Raw genomic sequence first — 14,918 nt, forward strand, 5'->3', positions numbered from 1 at the left:
GTCATGACGGGCCGTCAGTGGCTATTGAAGCGTTGGCGGCCCCGCTCCCTGCAGGCCCGCCAGCTGCTGGCTGCCTCGGTGGGCCTGGTTGCCTTCCTTGCGTTGGCCGGCTATGCGCTGGATGCCGCGTTCGGCCAGACCGCGCGCGACAACCTCAGCGAGCGCCTGAAGAATTACGCCACCGCCTATGCCGGTGGCATCGATTTCACCCGTGATGGCTCGCTGTACATCCGCGAACAGCCACCGGATCCACGCTTTGATGTGCCCGGCAGCGGCCTGTACCTGCAGGTGGTGATGCCCGGCCATGTCGCCAATTCGATGTCGGCCGAGGGCCCGATGCTGCCGGACGTGAGCGACCACACGCTCAAGCCGCGCGAGGAAGTGTTCGAAGGCCCGCTGCCCATCACCCAGATCGACGGCACCCCGGGCGAGGTCTACCGCTATGGCATGGGACTGGTCTGGGGCGGTGATGGCGCACCCGAATCCGAATTTCCGTACACCATCTACGTGCTCGAGGATTCGCGCGCGCTGGGCATGCAGCTGCGCAGCTTCCGTGCGGCGGTGTGGTTCTGGCTGGGTGTCACCGGCCTGATTCTGCTGCTGCTGCAGACCCTGGTGCTGCAATGGAGCCTGCGCCCGCTCAAGCGCGTGATCAACGAACTGACCCGCGTGCAGCGCGGCGAACGCGAGCGCATGAGTGAACTGCACCCGCGCGAACTGGAACCGCTGACCGAAAGCATCAACGCCTTCATCGAAAGCGAGCGCGAGAACCTTGAGCGCCAGCGCAACACCCTGGCCGATCTGGCGCACAGCCTGAAAACACCTCTGGCAGTGCTGCGTACCCAACTGGAAAGCGGCGCCAGCAACGACACCGAGTTGCGCGAGGAAGTGGGCGTGCAGCTGCAGCGCATGAACAACCTGGTGTCCTACCAGCTGGCGCGTGCCGCATCGTCGGGGCACAAGCTGTTCTCCGCGCCGGTGCCGATCGAGACCACCGCCGAGGAGATCGTGCGCGGGCTGGAAAAGGTCTACGCCAGCAAGGGCGTGCTGTGCGAATTTGAAGTGACGCCGGGCGTGAGCTTCTACGGCGAGCCGGGCGACCTGCAGGAACTGCTGGGCAACCTGCTGGAAAACGCCTTCAAGTGGGCCAATCGCAGGGTACTGCTGACAGCTCGTCCAATCACCGCAGGCAACGGCAAGCGCGCCGGCCTGATGCTGGCGGTGGATGACGATGGCCCCGGCATTGCCGAGGACAACATCGCCAAGGTGCTGCAGCGTGGCGTGCGTGGCGACGAGCGCGTGCAGGGCCATGGCATCGGCCTGTCGATCGTGCAGGATCTGATCAAGGCCTACCGCGGCCAGTTGCAGGTCAAACGTTCCGAGGAACTGGGCGGCGCCCGTTTCGAAGTGACCCTGCCGCCGGGTATCTGATCCCGGAAGGGCTGGGGTTCGCCGGCTGTGTGTGTGTTCTTTGCGCTGGCTGCGTGAGGGGAGCACTAAAGCAAAAGTCAAAAACAAACCCCTCCCCAACCCTCCCCTTGGCTTGCGCCAAAGGGAGGGGGCGAAAGCGCGCGCACTGCTCTCTCCCTTGCGCAGGTGGTGCGTGGGGGAGAGCTGGTTGGCTACGTCAACGGGAGGAGCGAAACACGTGCTTCTGCACCCTCCCTTGCGCACGTAGTGCGTAGGGGAGGGCTGGAGAGGGGTTGGCCGTTGATCCTGCTCTACCGCAGACCACCGTCAACCGGCCCATAAAACCGCCGCAGGTGCGCCGCCACCTCTGGCATCGTCTGCACCAGCAGTTCCGGCGCGGTGAAGTGGTACTCGCTGACCACCGCGAAAAACTCTTCCGGTGCTTCGGCCGCATACGGGTCGATCACGGTCTCCACATCCGCATCCACCTGCGCGCAGAATGCGTCATAGGCCTTCTGGAAATCCCGCGCCCATTGCCGCTGCCATTCGCGTGGCAATGGCGGGGTGCCGTCGATGGCGCCATCGAGCGCATCGATCTTGTGCGCCATTTCATGCACCGCCACGCAGTAGCCGGCCTGCGGTTCGGCGAGGTCGGCCTGCACATCGGCCCACGACAGAATCAGCGGTCCGCTGCCCCAGGCCTCGCCGATCAGTTCGTCGTCCCACTCATGCAGCACGCCGGCCGCATCGGTATGGCTGTGGCGCACGCGGAACGCATTCGGGTAGACCACCAGTTCGGACCAGCCATGCAGGCCTTTGCGGCCGAATTCGATCAGCGGCAGGCAGCACAGCGTAGCCAGCAGCATGCGCTGGCCATCATCCAGTTCCAGCCCGGCAACCGGGGTGATGGTCTTGCGCTGCAGGAACAGTTCCACCAGGGCGCGCAGCCTGCGTTCGCGCTCTGCCGAGACGCCGTGCAGCCACGGGCATTGCCGGCAGGTCTGCTGCCAGAGAGCGTCATCAAGCGGCGGAGGTGTGCGCTGCCACCAGCGCAACAACGACTGGATCAGCGGAACATCCCGGGCAGCAAGCGGTGCCAGCGCGGTGCGCGCAGGCGTGGCAGCAGGTCGTCGTCGCTGCCGCCACCAGCAGCACGCGGGGTAGCGGTTTTGGCCGGGGCTGGGGTTGCAGGTGGGGTGTTGGCGATGCCAACGGCGGCGGCCGGGGCCGCGACCCGCTCCACTTCGGCCGGCGCATAGCTGCACGCACTTTGGCCAGCGCCACCGAGCGCGTCCGAAGCCTGCGCTGCAACTGGCGCCAGCAACAGGATCAGGCAATGAGCGAGGTGGCGCATCGTCAACATCCAAGAGCGGGCTAATTCTCGATTCTAGCCTGCTTTTTCTTCCGGTTTGGGTGGCCGGTGCTGGGCGGCCTGTGAGCCTTGCCGCATAATTTCCCGGTCTGTCGTGAGGAAACTGCTGTGGATGACCGCCAATTGCTGGCCAAGCTGGGTGCCGGGGCGTTGTCCGGCGACGCGCTGGCGCGCGAACTGGGCCTGACCCGGGCGGCTGTCTGGAAGCGTATTCAAGGGCTTCGCGCCGCTGGGGTGCTGATCGAGGGCCGAGCCGGCGACGGTTACCGCCTGGCCCAGCCGCTGGAATTGCTGGACCCGGCAAAGATCCGCGCTGGCCTTCCGGCGGCAGTGCTGGCATTGCTGTCCGATCTGGAAATTGGCTGGACAGTGAGCTCTACCAACACCGAATTGCTGCAGCGCAGCGCGCCTGAGCGCGGAACCGCGGTCCTGCTGGCCGAACGCCAGACCGGCGGCCGCGGCCGCCGCGGCCGGCATTGGGCCTCGCCGTTGGCCGCACATATCTATCTGTCGCTGTCGCATGGCTTCGGCGGCGGCCTGTCGCGGATGGGCGGGCTGAGCCTGGCGGTAGGCGTGGCGGTGGTCGAGGCCCTGCATGCCTTGGGTTTCACCGGCGCCGGCCTGAAATGGCCCAACGACTTGGTCGTCGACGGGCACAAGCTCGGTGGCCTGCTGGTGGAGGGCGGTGGCGAATTTGCCGGCCCGGCGCGGGCGGTGATCGGGCTGGGCTTGAACGTGCGCATGCCTGCGGCCAACGCCGCCGATATTGGCCAGCCATGGACCGATCTGGATACCCTGGCCAAGGCCGAGGTGTCGCGCAATGCGGTGGTGGTGGCCTTGCTGGCTGCCTTGCTGCCGGCCTTGCAGCAGTTCGAACAGCAGGGTCTGGCACCGTTCCTGCCGCGCTACGCGGCGATGGATGTGTTGCGCGGGCGCGCGGTGCGGGTGGAGGAAGCGGGTGTGCTGCACGATGGCGTGGCCTGCGGGCTGGCCGAGGACGGTGCGTTGCGGGTGAGCATTGCGGGGCAGGAGACCTGTTTCCATGCCGGCGAAGTCAGCGTGAGGGCGGCATGAGCGATTGGTTGTTTGACCTGGGGAATTCGCGGTTCAAATTTGCGCCGTTGCAAGGCAACCGTGCCGGCAGCGTGCAGGCCTGGGCGCATGGCGCCGAGGCCATCACCGCCAGCGCGCTGGAGGCCCTGCCGAGGGGCGACACCGCCTGGGTAGCCAGCGTGGCGGCGCCGGCCTTGACCGAGGACGTCATGCAGATCCTGCAAGGCCGCTTCGACAAGGTGCAGGTGGCCAGAACCTTGCCGCGCTGCGCCGGCGTGACCGTGGCCTATGCGCGGCCGGAGAAATTCGGGGTGGACCGCTTCCTCGGCTTGTTGGCCGTCGCGCCAGCGCAAAAATCGGTGCTGGTGGTCGGTGTAGGCACCGCGCTGACCATTGATCTGATCGATGCGGACGGCCTGCACCATGGCGGTCGAATTGCTGCCTCGCCCACCGTCATGCGTGAAGCCTTGCATGCGCGCGCTGTGCAACTGCCTGCCAGCGGCGGCGACTACGCCGAATTCGCCAACGACACTGCCGATGCCTTGGCGTCCGGCTGCGACGGTGCCGCGGTGGCGCTGGTCGAACGTAGCCTGCGCCAGGCGCAGATCCTGCTGGGGGCGCTGCCCGAGCTGGTGATACACGGCGGCGGCGCATTGCCGTTGCTGCCATTGCTGGCCGATGCCGATTACCGGCCTGCACTGGTGCTCGATGGGCTGGCGCGCTGGGCGGTTCACCATGGCGCGTGCGACCGGTAGGATCACCCCATGCTGACCCGTCTCCTTATCGTCCTGCTGGCCATCCTCAACGTGGGCGTCGCGCTTTGGTGGATGACCCCGCGTGCCGAGCCGGTAGCTGCCGTGCCGCGCGCCGAGCCCGGCGTCGCCACTCTTGAAGTGCTGCCATCGCCGGCGGCGGACAACGCTGCCGTCGCCGCTCCGCCCGCTGCCAATGCGGTGGCCGCAACGGCGGAGGCAGCCGCGCTCATTGCGGCTCCGGTTGCCGCCGCCAAACCGGCAGAAGCAGCACCAGCGCCTGTAGCAGCTGTCGAAACCAGCACTGTCCAGGCACCGCCCGCCGAGGCCAAGCCGGCCGAACCGAAACCGGCTGCCGCCGTGCAATGCGCCAGCCTTGGCCCCTACGCCAGCCAGGCCCAGGCGCAGGCGGCGCTGACCGCGTTGGGCGCGGATGTCGCCCGCCCGCGCCTGCGCGAGGTGCCCGGCAAGGCTGCCAGCAGCTACCGGGTGATGATCGCCCCGGCAGCCTCGCGTGAGGAAGCCCAGGCCACGGCCAAGCGCATCGTCGATGCCGGTTTCAGCGATTACTTCATTGTTTCCCAAGGCGAGGAAGCCAATGCCGTCGCCCTCGGCCAGTACCGCAACCGCGAAGGCGCCGAGCGCCGCCTGGCCAGCCTCACCGCCGCCGGCTTCCCGGCCAAGCTGGCCGCCAGCGGCACCGAAATCGCGCCCAGCTGGTGGGTGGACACTGCTACTGCTGGCACCGCCACCCCGGCCAGCTTGAAGCAGCGTGCCGCGGCCGCCCAGCAACAGTCGTTGGATTGCGCGCGTCTGCGGTAGAATGGCGCGCCCCGCCACGGCAGGGTTCGGGAAGCGCCGGGTTCAGAACCGGCTTCCCACCGGTTGCAGCGCCACCATCGCGCAACCGCAGCACGCAATACGTCTTGCCGCTTTAGCTCAGTTGGTAGAGCAACTGTCTTGTAAACAGTAGGTCATCCGTTCGATTCGGATAAGCGGCACCATCGCCTGATACCAGGGCGTCCAAGCAAGTCCAGAATTCATACTAAGCCCGCAGAAATGCGGGCTTTTTTGTGCGAGTTGGTCCGAACTTTTCCACGGACATCCAGCGACGTTGTGGGTAGAAGTGGGGGTACATTTCGGAAAGTGGCGCGGCCAACGCTAACGCTGCGCTGAGCCTGCCTGGAAAGAATCTGCCGGTAGGTACACGAGCTGTAATCCGGGTCCAGACGGGTAGCCTTGTACTCGTTCAACACATTCCCCGCTCCAGCCGTGATGGCCAGCTTTACGGCCATGGGCGCCCTGACAAAGGTTGGGCGTCCCGGTCATGACTTGGAGCGTGCCGCTGTTACTGCACTCCGGAATGCTGTTCCCCGGTTTTTGAGTATCCCTGCATCTGCAGTCGTGGCGGGGTTGGGGCAGACCGGCATGCCAGCCACTCACTGCCATAGGTCAATTTGCTTGTGCAGGCGGACCAGTAGCAGCTGTCGGCTCCGCTTCCTGCTGATCCCAGTAGCGCCTTATTTTAAGGATTTCCGGCAAGCATTTTCCGAAGGCGTCCACCATGTGCGGATCGAAGTGAGTGCCGCGACCTTCCAGTATCTTCTCGACGACGGCATTCATCGGCCACGGCTCCTTATACGGGCGCCTGCTTGCCAAGGCATCGAACACATCTGCGATTGCCACGATGCGGGCCGATTCCGGGATGCAGCTGCCGGTCAGACGGTGTGGATAGCCTGTTCCGTCCCAGCGTTCGTGATGATTTAGGGCGATCTCCGCTGCCAGTTCGAACAAAGGAGCTGTGCTGCGGCTGAGAATCTCAAACCCGATAAGCGTGTGACGCTGCATGATCTCCCACTCACCGGCGTCCAGCTTGCCCGGCTTCTTCAGGATCGCGTCAGGAATTCCGATTTTGCCGGTGTCATGCATCGGTGCGGCCTGTTCGAGGAGCTTTGCCTTGGGAATCTCCCAGCCCACTGCTTCGGCAAGAACACGGGCATAGGCGGCCATGCGCCAGATATGCGCGCCGGTATCCGAATCGTTGTAGTGTCCGGCCACGCTTAGCATCTGAATGGCATCCTGGTAGCTGCTGCTCAATGCGGAGGCACGAACAAGCGACAGGTGCGTGTTCACGCGCGCGCGCAGGATGAACGGCGAAACGGGCTTGGTGATGTAGTCCACACCGCCACAGGCGAAGCCCGCGCGCTCGTCCACTTCGCGGTTCAGCGCGGTGACAAAGATCACAGGTATATGTTCAGTGGCGGCATTCGCTTTGAGCGCGGCCGCCACTTGGTAACCATCCATGCCTGGCATCTCCACGTCCAGCAATACCAGGCTTGGTGCATGCTTGCCGGCAACATGCAGCGCCTGTTCGCCATCACGCGCAAACACCAGTTTGTAATCGTCACCAAGGATTTGGCGAAGAAGCGCCAAATTGTTGGGTTCGTCGTCCACACAGAGGATGGGTCCGCTGGGCATGTCCATCAATCCTGGGGTGATGATTGGATAGAAGTTGAATTGGGTTTGATGTTCTTCAACAAGGCGCGGACATCATGTTCGGCAGCGCGGTAATCAAATTCCTCGATGCACAGCAGGATGCGCTGCCGGACATCTTCGGGCAGCCCGGCAGGTAGGCCGGTGAGTGCGCGTTCAATCGCTTCGGGGCTGTCGCTGTCCAGTGCAGCAAGCAGTTCCTCAAGCGCGCTGACAGGATTGATATCTGGATAGGGGCTGGAGGGGTGAAGATCGATAGCACCGGCTTGCATGTAGTGCTGCAGGCTTTCCAGTGTTTTTGCGAGCACGGATGCCATTCTCTGTAGCGCATCGGCGGCGTCTGATCTCTGTGCCAGACATTCCTCGACTTCGGCGCATGCGGCAGCCAGGCGCAACATCGCAAGCACTGCGGCCGCGCCACGCATGCGGTGCAAGTCGGCGCCTGCCTGTTGTATGTCATGCCGGGCCAGGCAGGTTTGGACTCCCTCCACCGAATTTTCGTAGCGCCTTGCGAACAACGCCAGATTTCGCTTGTAAGGGCCTGTCTCTCGCCAGTAGGTCAGGCCTTTGTCGACGTCGAGCAGCGGAATGCTGGCTGGATCTGACACCGATCCGGTCGTCAGGTCCGGAACCGCTCGCAGCCGGTCTGGACGCGGCATGCGCAGCTGCAGAGCAGTATGTGTAGATCGCAGGATGGCCGCGATCAAATCAGGTACCTCGAAGGGCTTCGCCACGAAGGCATTCATGCCCGCCGACAGCGCAGCATCCTGCTGTGATTTGAAGGCCCCCGCGGTCAGCGCGATGATGGGCATCCCAACGAGCATGGGCGATGCCCGGATATGGCGGGTAGCTTCATAACCATCCATCACCGGCATCTGCACGTCCATCAGCACGGCGTCGCAACGCTCGGGCCTGTCGCGCAGCAGGTTCAGGGCCTCGCGACCATCGCAGGCCTGCTCCACAACGGCACCCTCGTCTTCCAAGATGCGTTGTGCCACTTCACGGTTGATCTCGCTATCGTCGACGACGAGGAGACGATAGCCCTCCAGTCGATGGCTGGAGGGAGCTGCGCTGTTTCGCGTACGCAATGCGGGATTTCGTAAGGAGAGTGTTTCGTTGATTGTGTTGTAGAGCACCGATGCGGTGACCGGTTTGGTCAATACAACGTCAACCGCAGCACGGTCTACCTCATCATCAACCAGTTTTCGTTCGAAGGCAGTGACCATGATGATGATGGGTTGCTGTGCGGTTTTTACCCGACGGCGAATGTCTGCTGCGGCGGCAAGCCCATCCATTCCGTGCATCTGCCAGTCCATCAGGACGACATCACAGTGTTTGGCGTTAGTCGTCGTGACACGCTCGACTGCCTCTCCGCCGGATACGACCTCCTCGGTTGTCCAGCCGAATCCGTTGATGAGGGTACTCAGGTGCTCCCGCGCCAGATCATGATCATCTGCCACCAGCACATGCCAAGGGCCCTGTATCGGTAGTTTGTCGCCCGGCGCGCTTGCCAGCGGAAAGTCGAGCGTGAAGAAAAAGGTGCTGCCTCGGCCGGGGCTGCTTTCTACTTCGAGAGTGCCTCCCATCAATGTCACCAGCTTCCGGCAGATACTCAAGCCCAGGCCAGTGCCACCAAAACGTCGAGTGGTCGATGAATCGACCTGCGAGAACGGAGAGAAGACCATGGATTGCTTCTCCTGCGGAATGCCCATGCCGGTGTCGAAGACGGAGAAGCGCAGGCGGATCTTGTGTGCGTCACTGCAGGGAAGCCGCGAGACGCGCAGCCCGACCTCGCCGCGCTCGGTGAATTTGATGGCGTTGCTGACCAGGTTCACAAGCACCTGGCCCAAGCGCAGGGCGTCGCCCCGCAGGTAGCGTGCACCCTCCGGCGTCGGCGAAACCAGCATTTCCACTGACCGCGTATCAACTGCAGATGCCATGAGCGTGGCGACGTTGTCGAGCACCTCGGCCAGATCAAAGGGGGCATGCTCCAATTCGATCCGCCCGGCTTCGATCTTCGAGAAATCCAGCACATCGTTGATGATGCTCAGCAACGAGCGCGCCGCCACATTGATCTTGCGAGTCATGTCCTTTGCGGCAACAGGCAGATCTGCGCGGTCCAACAGGTAGAGCATGCCCAGGATGGCGTTCATGGGTGTGCGGATTTCATGACTCATGTTTGCCAAGAAATCGCTTTTGGAGCGATTGGCCTGCTCCGCTGCGGTGATGGCATGGTGCAATGCTGAATCGCGCTGCTTCTGCTCGGTTAGGTCCGAGGCCATTATCAGGAAGCCGGATGCCTCATCCTGGTCGTCCTGTAACGTACTCACATTCAGCGCGACGGGAAGTCGGCTGCCGTCGGCACATACATACGTCCACTCGGCAATGTCGCTTCCCTTGCACGTGGTGAGGGCGGCAATCTGCGCAAAGGAGGCGCTGACTTTGCTGTGGTGCTGCGTCGACAACGCGGAAGCGCGGGAGCGGAGTTCTTCTCGGTCATGCAGCCTATCGGCGTTGGTATCGCTGGAGGTGACTTCGTTGGCTTCATACCCCAGCATGCGTTCTGCGGCGGGATTGAAGAGCGTAATACGACCCCGCAGGTCAGTTGCGATGATGGCATAGCCGGCATGCTGCAGGATGGCTCCCAGACGTGAGGAGTAGGTACGTATCTGCTCGGTTCGCTCCAGCACCTGCTGTTCGAGCGTAGCATTGAGGCGCATGATGCCTTCCTCATGCCGTTTGCGCTCGGTTATGTCGATGATGAAGGCGAGCGCGAAACGACCTTCTGCGGTGTTTATGGGGTTCAGGCCTATCTCGACCGGTACCCGCGCACCGTCGCGCCGGAGCCCGTAGAGGTCGCGGCCCGCGCCCATCGCGCGTGCCTGAGGTTGTTGGAAGTAGCGTTCAATGTAGCCGGCGTGGTGGCCACGCGTCTCAACGGGCAGAAGACGATCCATGGTCTTGCCCAACAGCTCTTCTCGTGGATAGCCAAACAATTCCTCGGCTTTTGCATTAGCCAGTTGGATGCCGCCAGCTTCATTCACCATCAGAATCGCACTGGGGGAGGCCTCCACGACCCGCCTGAACTGCTCCTCCGCGCGAAGATGGTGCGAGATGTCGTGCAGGAAGAATGACGCGCCCTGCATGTGGCCGGCCGGGTCGCGGATGACCGAGAGGCTGGCGAGCACATCGGCCAATCCTAGGTCCTTGCGGCGCAACTGATGCGGTTCACCGATGATGTCCGTGGAAAGATCATCGAAGACGGGGTCACCTGCTTCGTCAACGAGCATGCCGTTGACATTCCGGCCAAGCGCTTCGCCCGGTGTATAGCCCAGGGTTTTCTCTGCGGCCGCATTCCATAAGGTGATGCGTCCGAGAGGATCACAAGCGATGATGGTCTCACTTGAGCCTGACACCAGCGCCAGCAGCTGTGCGTGATCGAGGAACGCCGCGCGTCGACGCACGCGTGCCGTGGTCACCAGGTACCAGACCGCGACGCTCAGCAGCCCCAGCCCGGCGGCCACAAGCGAAACCAGCCAAGGCGTAGGGAGGCCAAGGCCGGGGACGAAGGCCGTTCGCGCCTTGAACTGCACGCGCCAGTCACGCCCATAGATGTTCATGTGGCGTACCGACTGCGGCGCAGCGGAGTCCAGCGAGTCAAAATCGGGGCTGGTATAGAACGGACCGCTACTGGCATTTTCGCCAACATCCGTAAGCGCAATCGCGTAGGGGCGTTCTTCATGCTCCAAGCGATCGAGGACGGCATCTATCGTCAGCGGCGCGACCACCCAACCTCGCACGTCCATCCATCGCTCCTCTGCCGTTCCCGGGGTGTTGTGTGAGGCGTAGATCGGCAGCAGAAGCAAGAAGCCATGCCGTTTCAAGCCTGCCTCCTGCACCAATGTGATTGGCGGAGTGAATGAGGCTTGGCCACTTCTTGCCGCAAGTTCCGCCGCCGCACGTCGCACAGGGTCGGAAGCAATATCCAAGCCGAGAGCAGCCTCGTTGTTCACCATCGGCTCCATGTAACGAATGACGAAGCGTTCGCCATCGTTGGGAGCAAGTGTGTGCACTTTGAAATCCGGCATGCCGTCGGTGCGGGCGGCCTCGATGAACGCGTTGTGGTCCTCCGCTGCTACACGCTGGATGTATCCATAACCGCGTATGCCTGGGAACTCGCGTGCATAGTCACGCGAGGCGCTGTAGGCACGGAAGCGGTCCCGGTCCAGTTGGGGGCCGGCGGCAATGATTGCTCCCCTGGCACCGCGCAGCCCTTGGTCGAACATCGCGAGTTGTGTCTGCAGCATGGCGGTGGCTGCATCGGTGACCTGATCGAACCGTTTGCGTTCGTGTTGCTGGTTATCGCGATGCTGCATGACGCCAACAAGCGCCGACAGTGCAATGCCCAACAGGCCTAAGCCACAGGCAAGCCACCGACGATCCAGGGATCGCCGGGTAAAAGGTTCGTGCGCCTCTCCCTCTTCCATGTACTCCCCCCTCACATGTCTCCAAGACAGTGGCCCTTCTGACGCAAAGGGCGCGGCAAGCACGCTCGGCGCACTCTATGACAGTAAGGAATGAGTCTCAAGGGACCACGGCCAAATACTTCCAATACCGCTGTTCATGCGCAGAAGCCTTGCGAATGCGGGAAGGTATGGGCGGTCCGAACGCCACGGCCGGGGGATGCAGGGGTCCCTTGAGGGCGGGCTCCCCGCGGGTGAAGGCTTCACGGACGGATCAGGAGTCCTGGTTAGCCGCTCCTTGGCCGGCTCTTACGTTGCGAAGCGACGAAACCAAGTCCCCGGGGGCCGTCTCTGGATGTTCAAAGCTGCTCCCTTCCAACCGCAGGCGCCCTGCCGAAGACCGCGCTCTTGTGTATACGCAGTGTTTCGTCGATGAGAGGCATCCATTGTCCGGCAAGGTCCGAACGCATTCATTCAATCAGGCGTAGATGTGGGGTATTTCATTTCCAAAATTAAATATTTATTCAATAGAAAATTTGGTTGTATCGACCGATTTGGATCGAATAAGCGCCATCGCAATCGCGCCACGCTTGAACGCTGCGCCGAATTTCCCTGGCTTCGACATGAGCACTCCGCAAGGCCTCGGCCGGGCTTCTCGCAAGTGCCCGTGAAGCGAGTTGAATCCCTTCGTCAACGGCAGCTCAGCCGCACCCGTTACGCGCCGTGGCTTGCGATAGAACCCGGCGGGGTCGACGCCGGGGTATCAGCTCAGGTCGCTAGCTTGGGTTCTGTTGGCTTGGGAGCGGCTGGCCCATCGGTTGTCGCGGGGTAAGGCATGCGGCCATTGGTCGCGGGCTTCGCAACAGGTGGTTTCCACCGGAAGGGTGTGTTGCCGAGTACTTCAATTTTGCCGCCGGATGTTTGAAATTCCGCGACATCTTCCGCGATGCGGTCGCGGCTTAGATCATTGGTATGGATCTTCGGCGCGTAGACGGAGTCCGATCTTGTAGCAGGGTAGGGGCCTTTAGTACGCTTTGGTGCCGTCATGACGTGTTCCTCCGATGAGTTTCATTTCGATGAGGCGAGCTGTCTGCTGGGCATGTTCATCACGTTCAGCGCGACAGTAAGGCCCGCCTACAGCAAAGGACCTGCAGACGGCGGGTCTGCTGGCGTAAATGCGACAATTCATCTTCTGCCCATCCAGTGCCACGCACCATCCGTCCTGATCCTTGGCCATCACGCGCAAGCCGCCGGCCTGATGGGTTGTCAGATGGGCAGGCACTGAATCTTCCTTACCCAAAATTACGGTGAGCCTGCAGCACAGTGCATCGCAGGAAGTGCATGTGATCTTGGCGTTGCTTTCGCGCTCTGCACGGTTCATGTCGCAGCACAGCTCATGTTGCGCGAGTAGTGCAACAGCTGGCCGCGATAGGGCTCCGGGTCGGCGTCGTGCATTCGACATCTTGTCGATTTGAGGGCGAAGCGTTGCTTGCCCAGCATCCGGCTGAATTCCTCGCTGCTACTCAAGCCCGGGTCTATTATCACCACCTCGGCGCTGGGCTTGGCATGGCGCAATACGACGTTCGCCATGACCTCGGCCTGTGATCGATCCTGTAGAACGTCACTGGCTATGAACAGGTCAAAAGTGCCGAGTGCGGAAAGCTCCTGTCCATGACGAAGCTGATGAAACCGAACCGGCGGCAATCCGTTGAGGGCGGCATTGTGCGCCAGGAAGGGCTCGGCCAATGGATGTTCGTCGCAGGCAATCACCTCGACGCCGCGTCGCATCAGCACAATGCTGGCAAGCCCGATTCCACAGGAAAACTGAAGTATGCGTTTGCCCTCGATGTCGAAACGGCACATTGCCTGGGCAAGCAGTTGGCCCGATGGCCAAAGCTGGCCGAACAAACCCCATTGCGCCGAGGAAATATGGAGACGCTTGCCATGCCCCTCCAGGTCGCTGAGCTGTTGTTTGTCGCTCAGCACGCGTAGCAGGTAGGAGTCGCCACCGATGGTGACTTTCACGTTGCGTGTCTTGAAGCCGGGCATTGCGCACTCCCGTCGAGCGACCACCCATGGATCTGGGCAGGTAACGCATGAGAAGGAGCGATGTGCGCAACCAACGAAAGGGCTGCGCCGAGCGCGAAGCAGGCTGAGCCTGTGCTCCGATCCTAGCACGTCGAAGGATGGCTCAGCTGCCCGCCAAGGTGTTGCAGCACTGAATTCAGCACGCGGGCTCGGCATGGGGCCATTCATTGTCTTTGACGATCACCCCGCTACGCCCTGGTGGATATGGGCGATTCGTGGAGATGAAGGCAGCGGTTATCTCAAGCAGGATGAAGCAGGTTGAGAAATATGCCTGCGGCGCGCTTTCAGCGCACGAAGAAGCTTTGGACCGGCGAAACCAATCTCACCGCGGGTAAGGTCTCAGTGCGCACTGAATTCGTGGCTGATCCGTGCGCGAAGTGCGCGGTTGAGCCGCCGCTGTGGACGCTTTCCAACTTTGCCTGTGTGACGATGTTGGAGAGGGCTGGGCGTCGGTGCTTCCACGACGTCCACGCCTGAATTTTTCGGTTGCTTGTGCGGGAATCGATTTCGTCATGCCGTGGCCCGCGGAAGATTGGATCGAGGCGTTGCGGCGCAGTGCCGCTCGTACCCAATCGCCGACGGACAACCATTACGGAGCTGGCGAGCGTGGTTGCGCTGATGCCCGTGCATATTGTCTGCACGGGTCGGCCTGCACGCTCGCCCTCGGCTCAGTGTGCGGCGGTGTAGATGTCCTGCAGCACCGCTTTCTCGAGCTCCAGATCGCTCAGCAGGTTCTTGACGATATCGCCCAGGCTGAGCACGCCGACCAGCTTTGAGGCCTCGGTCACCATCAGGTGGCGGTGGCGCGAGTACGTCATCAGCGCCATGGCCTGCTTGAGGGTAGCGTCGGGTGAGATGACCTCAAGGCCGGTCGAGGGCAGGCTGGAGATTACCCGGCGTACCGCTTGCGGGCCATCGTCGGCCACGCTGCGCACGATGTCCTTTTCGGAAATCATGCTTACCGGTGCGTCGTCCTTCATCACCACCAGTGCGGCGATCTTGTTCGCACTCATTTTGTGTGCGGCGGCGCCGATGGTGTCTTCAATGTCGATGGTGATGACGGTTTGCTTCTTGGACTGCAGGAGTTCGCGGACGTTCATTGATGTTTCCTGTTGCAGGTTGCTCAATCGGAAAAGTTCGCTTGGCTGTCAGCAGGGCTGGCCGCCGTGATGCCGTGATGTCCTCGGCGCTTCGATTCTACGAGCGGGAAGCTCGCGTGGTATTTGCGTGGTTGGGATGGTTCGTCATGGATATGGGGTGATTGGCAGCATCTCAGTTTCAGCAAAA

Annotated in this window: 11 protein-coding genes and 1 tRNA gene; 5 read left to right on the top strand and 7 right to left on the bottom strand. The window is 62.3% G+C overall.

Annotated elements, in window-relative coordinates; translation table 11 throughout:
• Positions 1 to 3: 3 nt before the first annotated feature.
• Complete coding sequence (locus BCV67_RS11000) at positions 4 to 1,431, top strand: ATP-binding protein (protein WP_062170419.1); 1,428 nt, start codon at positions 4 to 6, stop codon at positions 1,429 to 1,431.
• Positions 1,432 to 1,721: 290 nt separating this feature from the next.
• Here the strand turns inward: BCV67_RS11000 and BCV67_RS11005 are convergent, their stop codons facing one another.
• Both BCV67_RS11005 and BCV67_RS11010 read right to left on the bottom strand, forming a co-directional pair.
• Entirely contained in the window at positions 1,722 to 2,510 is a 789-nt protein-coding gene (locus BCV67_RS11005; protein WP_062171887.1) for a zinc-dependent peptidase, read from the bottom strand.
• Positions 2,477 to 2,773, bottom strand: a complete 297-nt coding sequence (locus tag BCV67_RS11010) for a hypothetical protein (RefSeq protein WP_062170417.1) — start codon at positions 2,771 to 2,773, stop codon at positions 2,477 to 2,479. Before BCV67_RS11010 ends, BCV67_RS11005 begins: the two co-directional genes overlap by 34 nt.
• Positions 2,774 to 2,890: 117 nt before the next feature.
• Between BCV67_RS11010 and birA the strand changes: the two genes are divergently transcribed.
• The 4 genes from birA to BCV67_RS11030 all read left to right on the top strand — a co-directional run bounded on the left by birA (position 2,891) and on the right by BCV67_RS11030 (position 5,591).
• Positions 2,891 to 3,856, top strand: coding sequence for a bifunctional biotin--[acetyl-CoA-carboxylase] ligase/biotin operon repressor BirA (birA, locus tag BCV67_RS11015; protein ID WP_062170415.1), 966 nt, complete (start codon positions 2,891 to 2,893; stop codon positions 3,854 to 3,856).
• Positions 3,853 to 4,590 carry a type III pantothenate kinase gene (locus BCV67_RS11020; RefSeq protein WP_062170413.1) on the top strand — a complete coding sequence of 246 codons (738 nt, stop codon included), beginning with the start codon at positions 3,853 to 3,855 and terminating at the stop codon, positions 4,588 to 4,590. The genes birA and BCV67_RS11020 overlap by 4 nt, the downstream gene beginning before the upstream one ends.
• Before the next feature lie 9 nt (positions 4,591 to 4,599).
• Entirely contained in the window at positions 4,600 to 5,409 is an 810-nt protein-coding gene (locus tag BCV67_RS11025) for an SPOR domain-containing protein (protein WP_062170412.1), read from the top strand.
• Between the two features lie 106 nt (positions 5,410 to 5,515).
• Positions 5,516 to 5,591: transfer RNA gene (locus BCV67_RS11030), tRNA-Thr, on the top strand.
• 448 nt (positions 5,592 to 6,039) lie between these two features.
• Here BCV67_RS11030 and BCV67_RS11035 read toward each other — a convergent pair.
• The 5 genes from BCV67_RS11035 to BCV67_RS11055 all read right to left on the bottom strand — a co-directional run bounded on the left by BCV67_RS11035 (position 6,040) and on the right by BCV67_RS11055 (position 14,731).
• On the bottom strand, positions 6,040 to 7,065 hold the full coding sequence (locus BCV67_RS11035; RefSeq protein ID WP_062171885.1) for a response regulator: 1,026 nt from the start codon (positions 7,063 to 7,065) through the stop codon (positions 6,040 to 6,042).
• 5 nt (positions 7,066 to 7,070) lie between these two features.
• Positions 7,071 to 11,489: a PAS domain-containing hybrid sensor histidine kinase/response regulator gene (locus BCV67_RS11040; protein WP_065868107.1), complete on the bottom strand. Its 4,419-nt coding sequence runs from the start codon at positions 11,487 to 11,489 to the stop codon at positions 7,071 to 7,073.
• Between the two features lie 1,078 nt (positions 11,490 to 12,567).
• Positions 12,568 to 12,924, bottom strand: a complete 357-nt coding sequence (locus BCV67_RS19570) for a YkgJ family cysteine cluster protein (RefSeq protein WP_082746641.1) — start codon at positions 12,922 to 12,924, stop codon at positions 12,568 to 12,570.
• Positions 12,921 to 13,592: a class I SAM-dependent methyltransferase gene (locus BCV67_RS11045; RefSeq protein WP_062170408.1), complete on the bottom strand. Its 672-nt coding sequence runs from the start codon at positions 13,590 to 13,592 to the stop codon at positions 12,921 to 12,923. The genes BCV67_RS19570 and BCV67_RS11045 overlap by 4 nt, the downstream gene beginning before the upstream one ends.
• 707 nt (positions 13,593 to 14,299) lie before the next feature.
• Positions 14,300 to 14,731 carry a CBS domain-containing protein gene (locus tag BCV67_RS11055; protein WP_062170404.1) on the bottom strand — a complete coding sequence of 144 codons (432 nt, stop codon included), beginning with the start codon at positions 14,729 to 14,731 and terminating at the stop codon, positions 14,300 to 14,302.
• Positions 14,732 to 14,918: the final 187 nt, after the last annotated feature.

Source organism: Stenotrophomonas nitritireducens (genome assembly GCF_001700965.1).
GTDB lineage: Bacteria > Pseudomonadota > Gammaproteobacteria > Xanthomonadales > Xanthomonadaceae > Stenotrophomonas > Stenotrophomonas nitritireducens_A.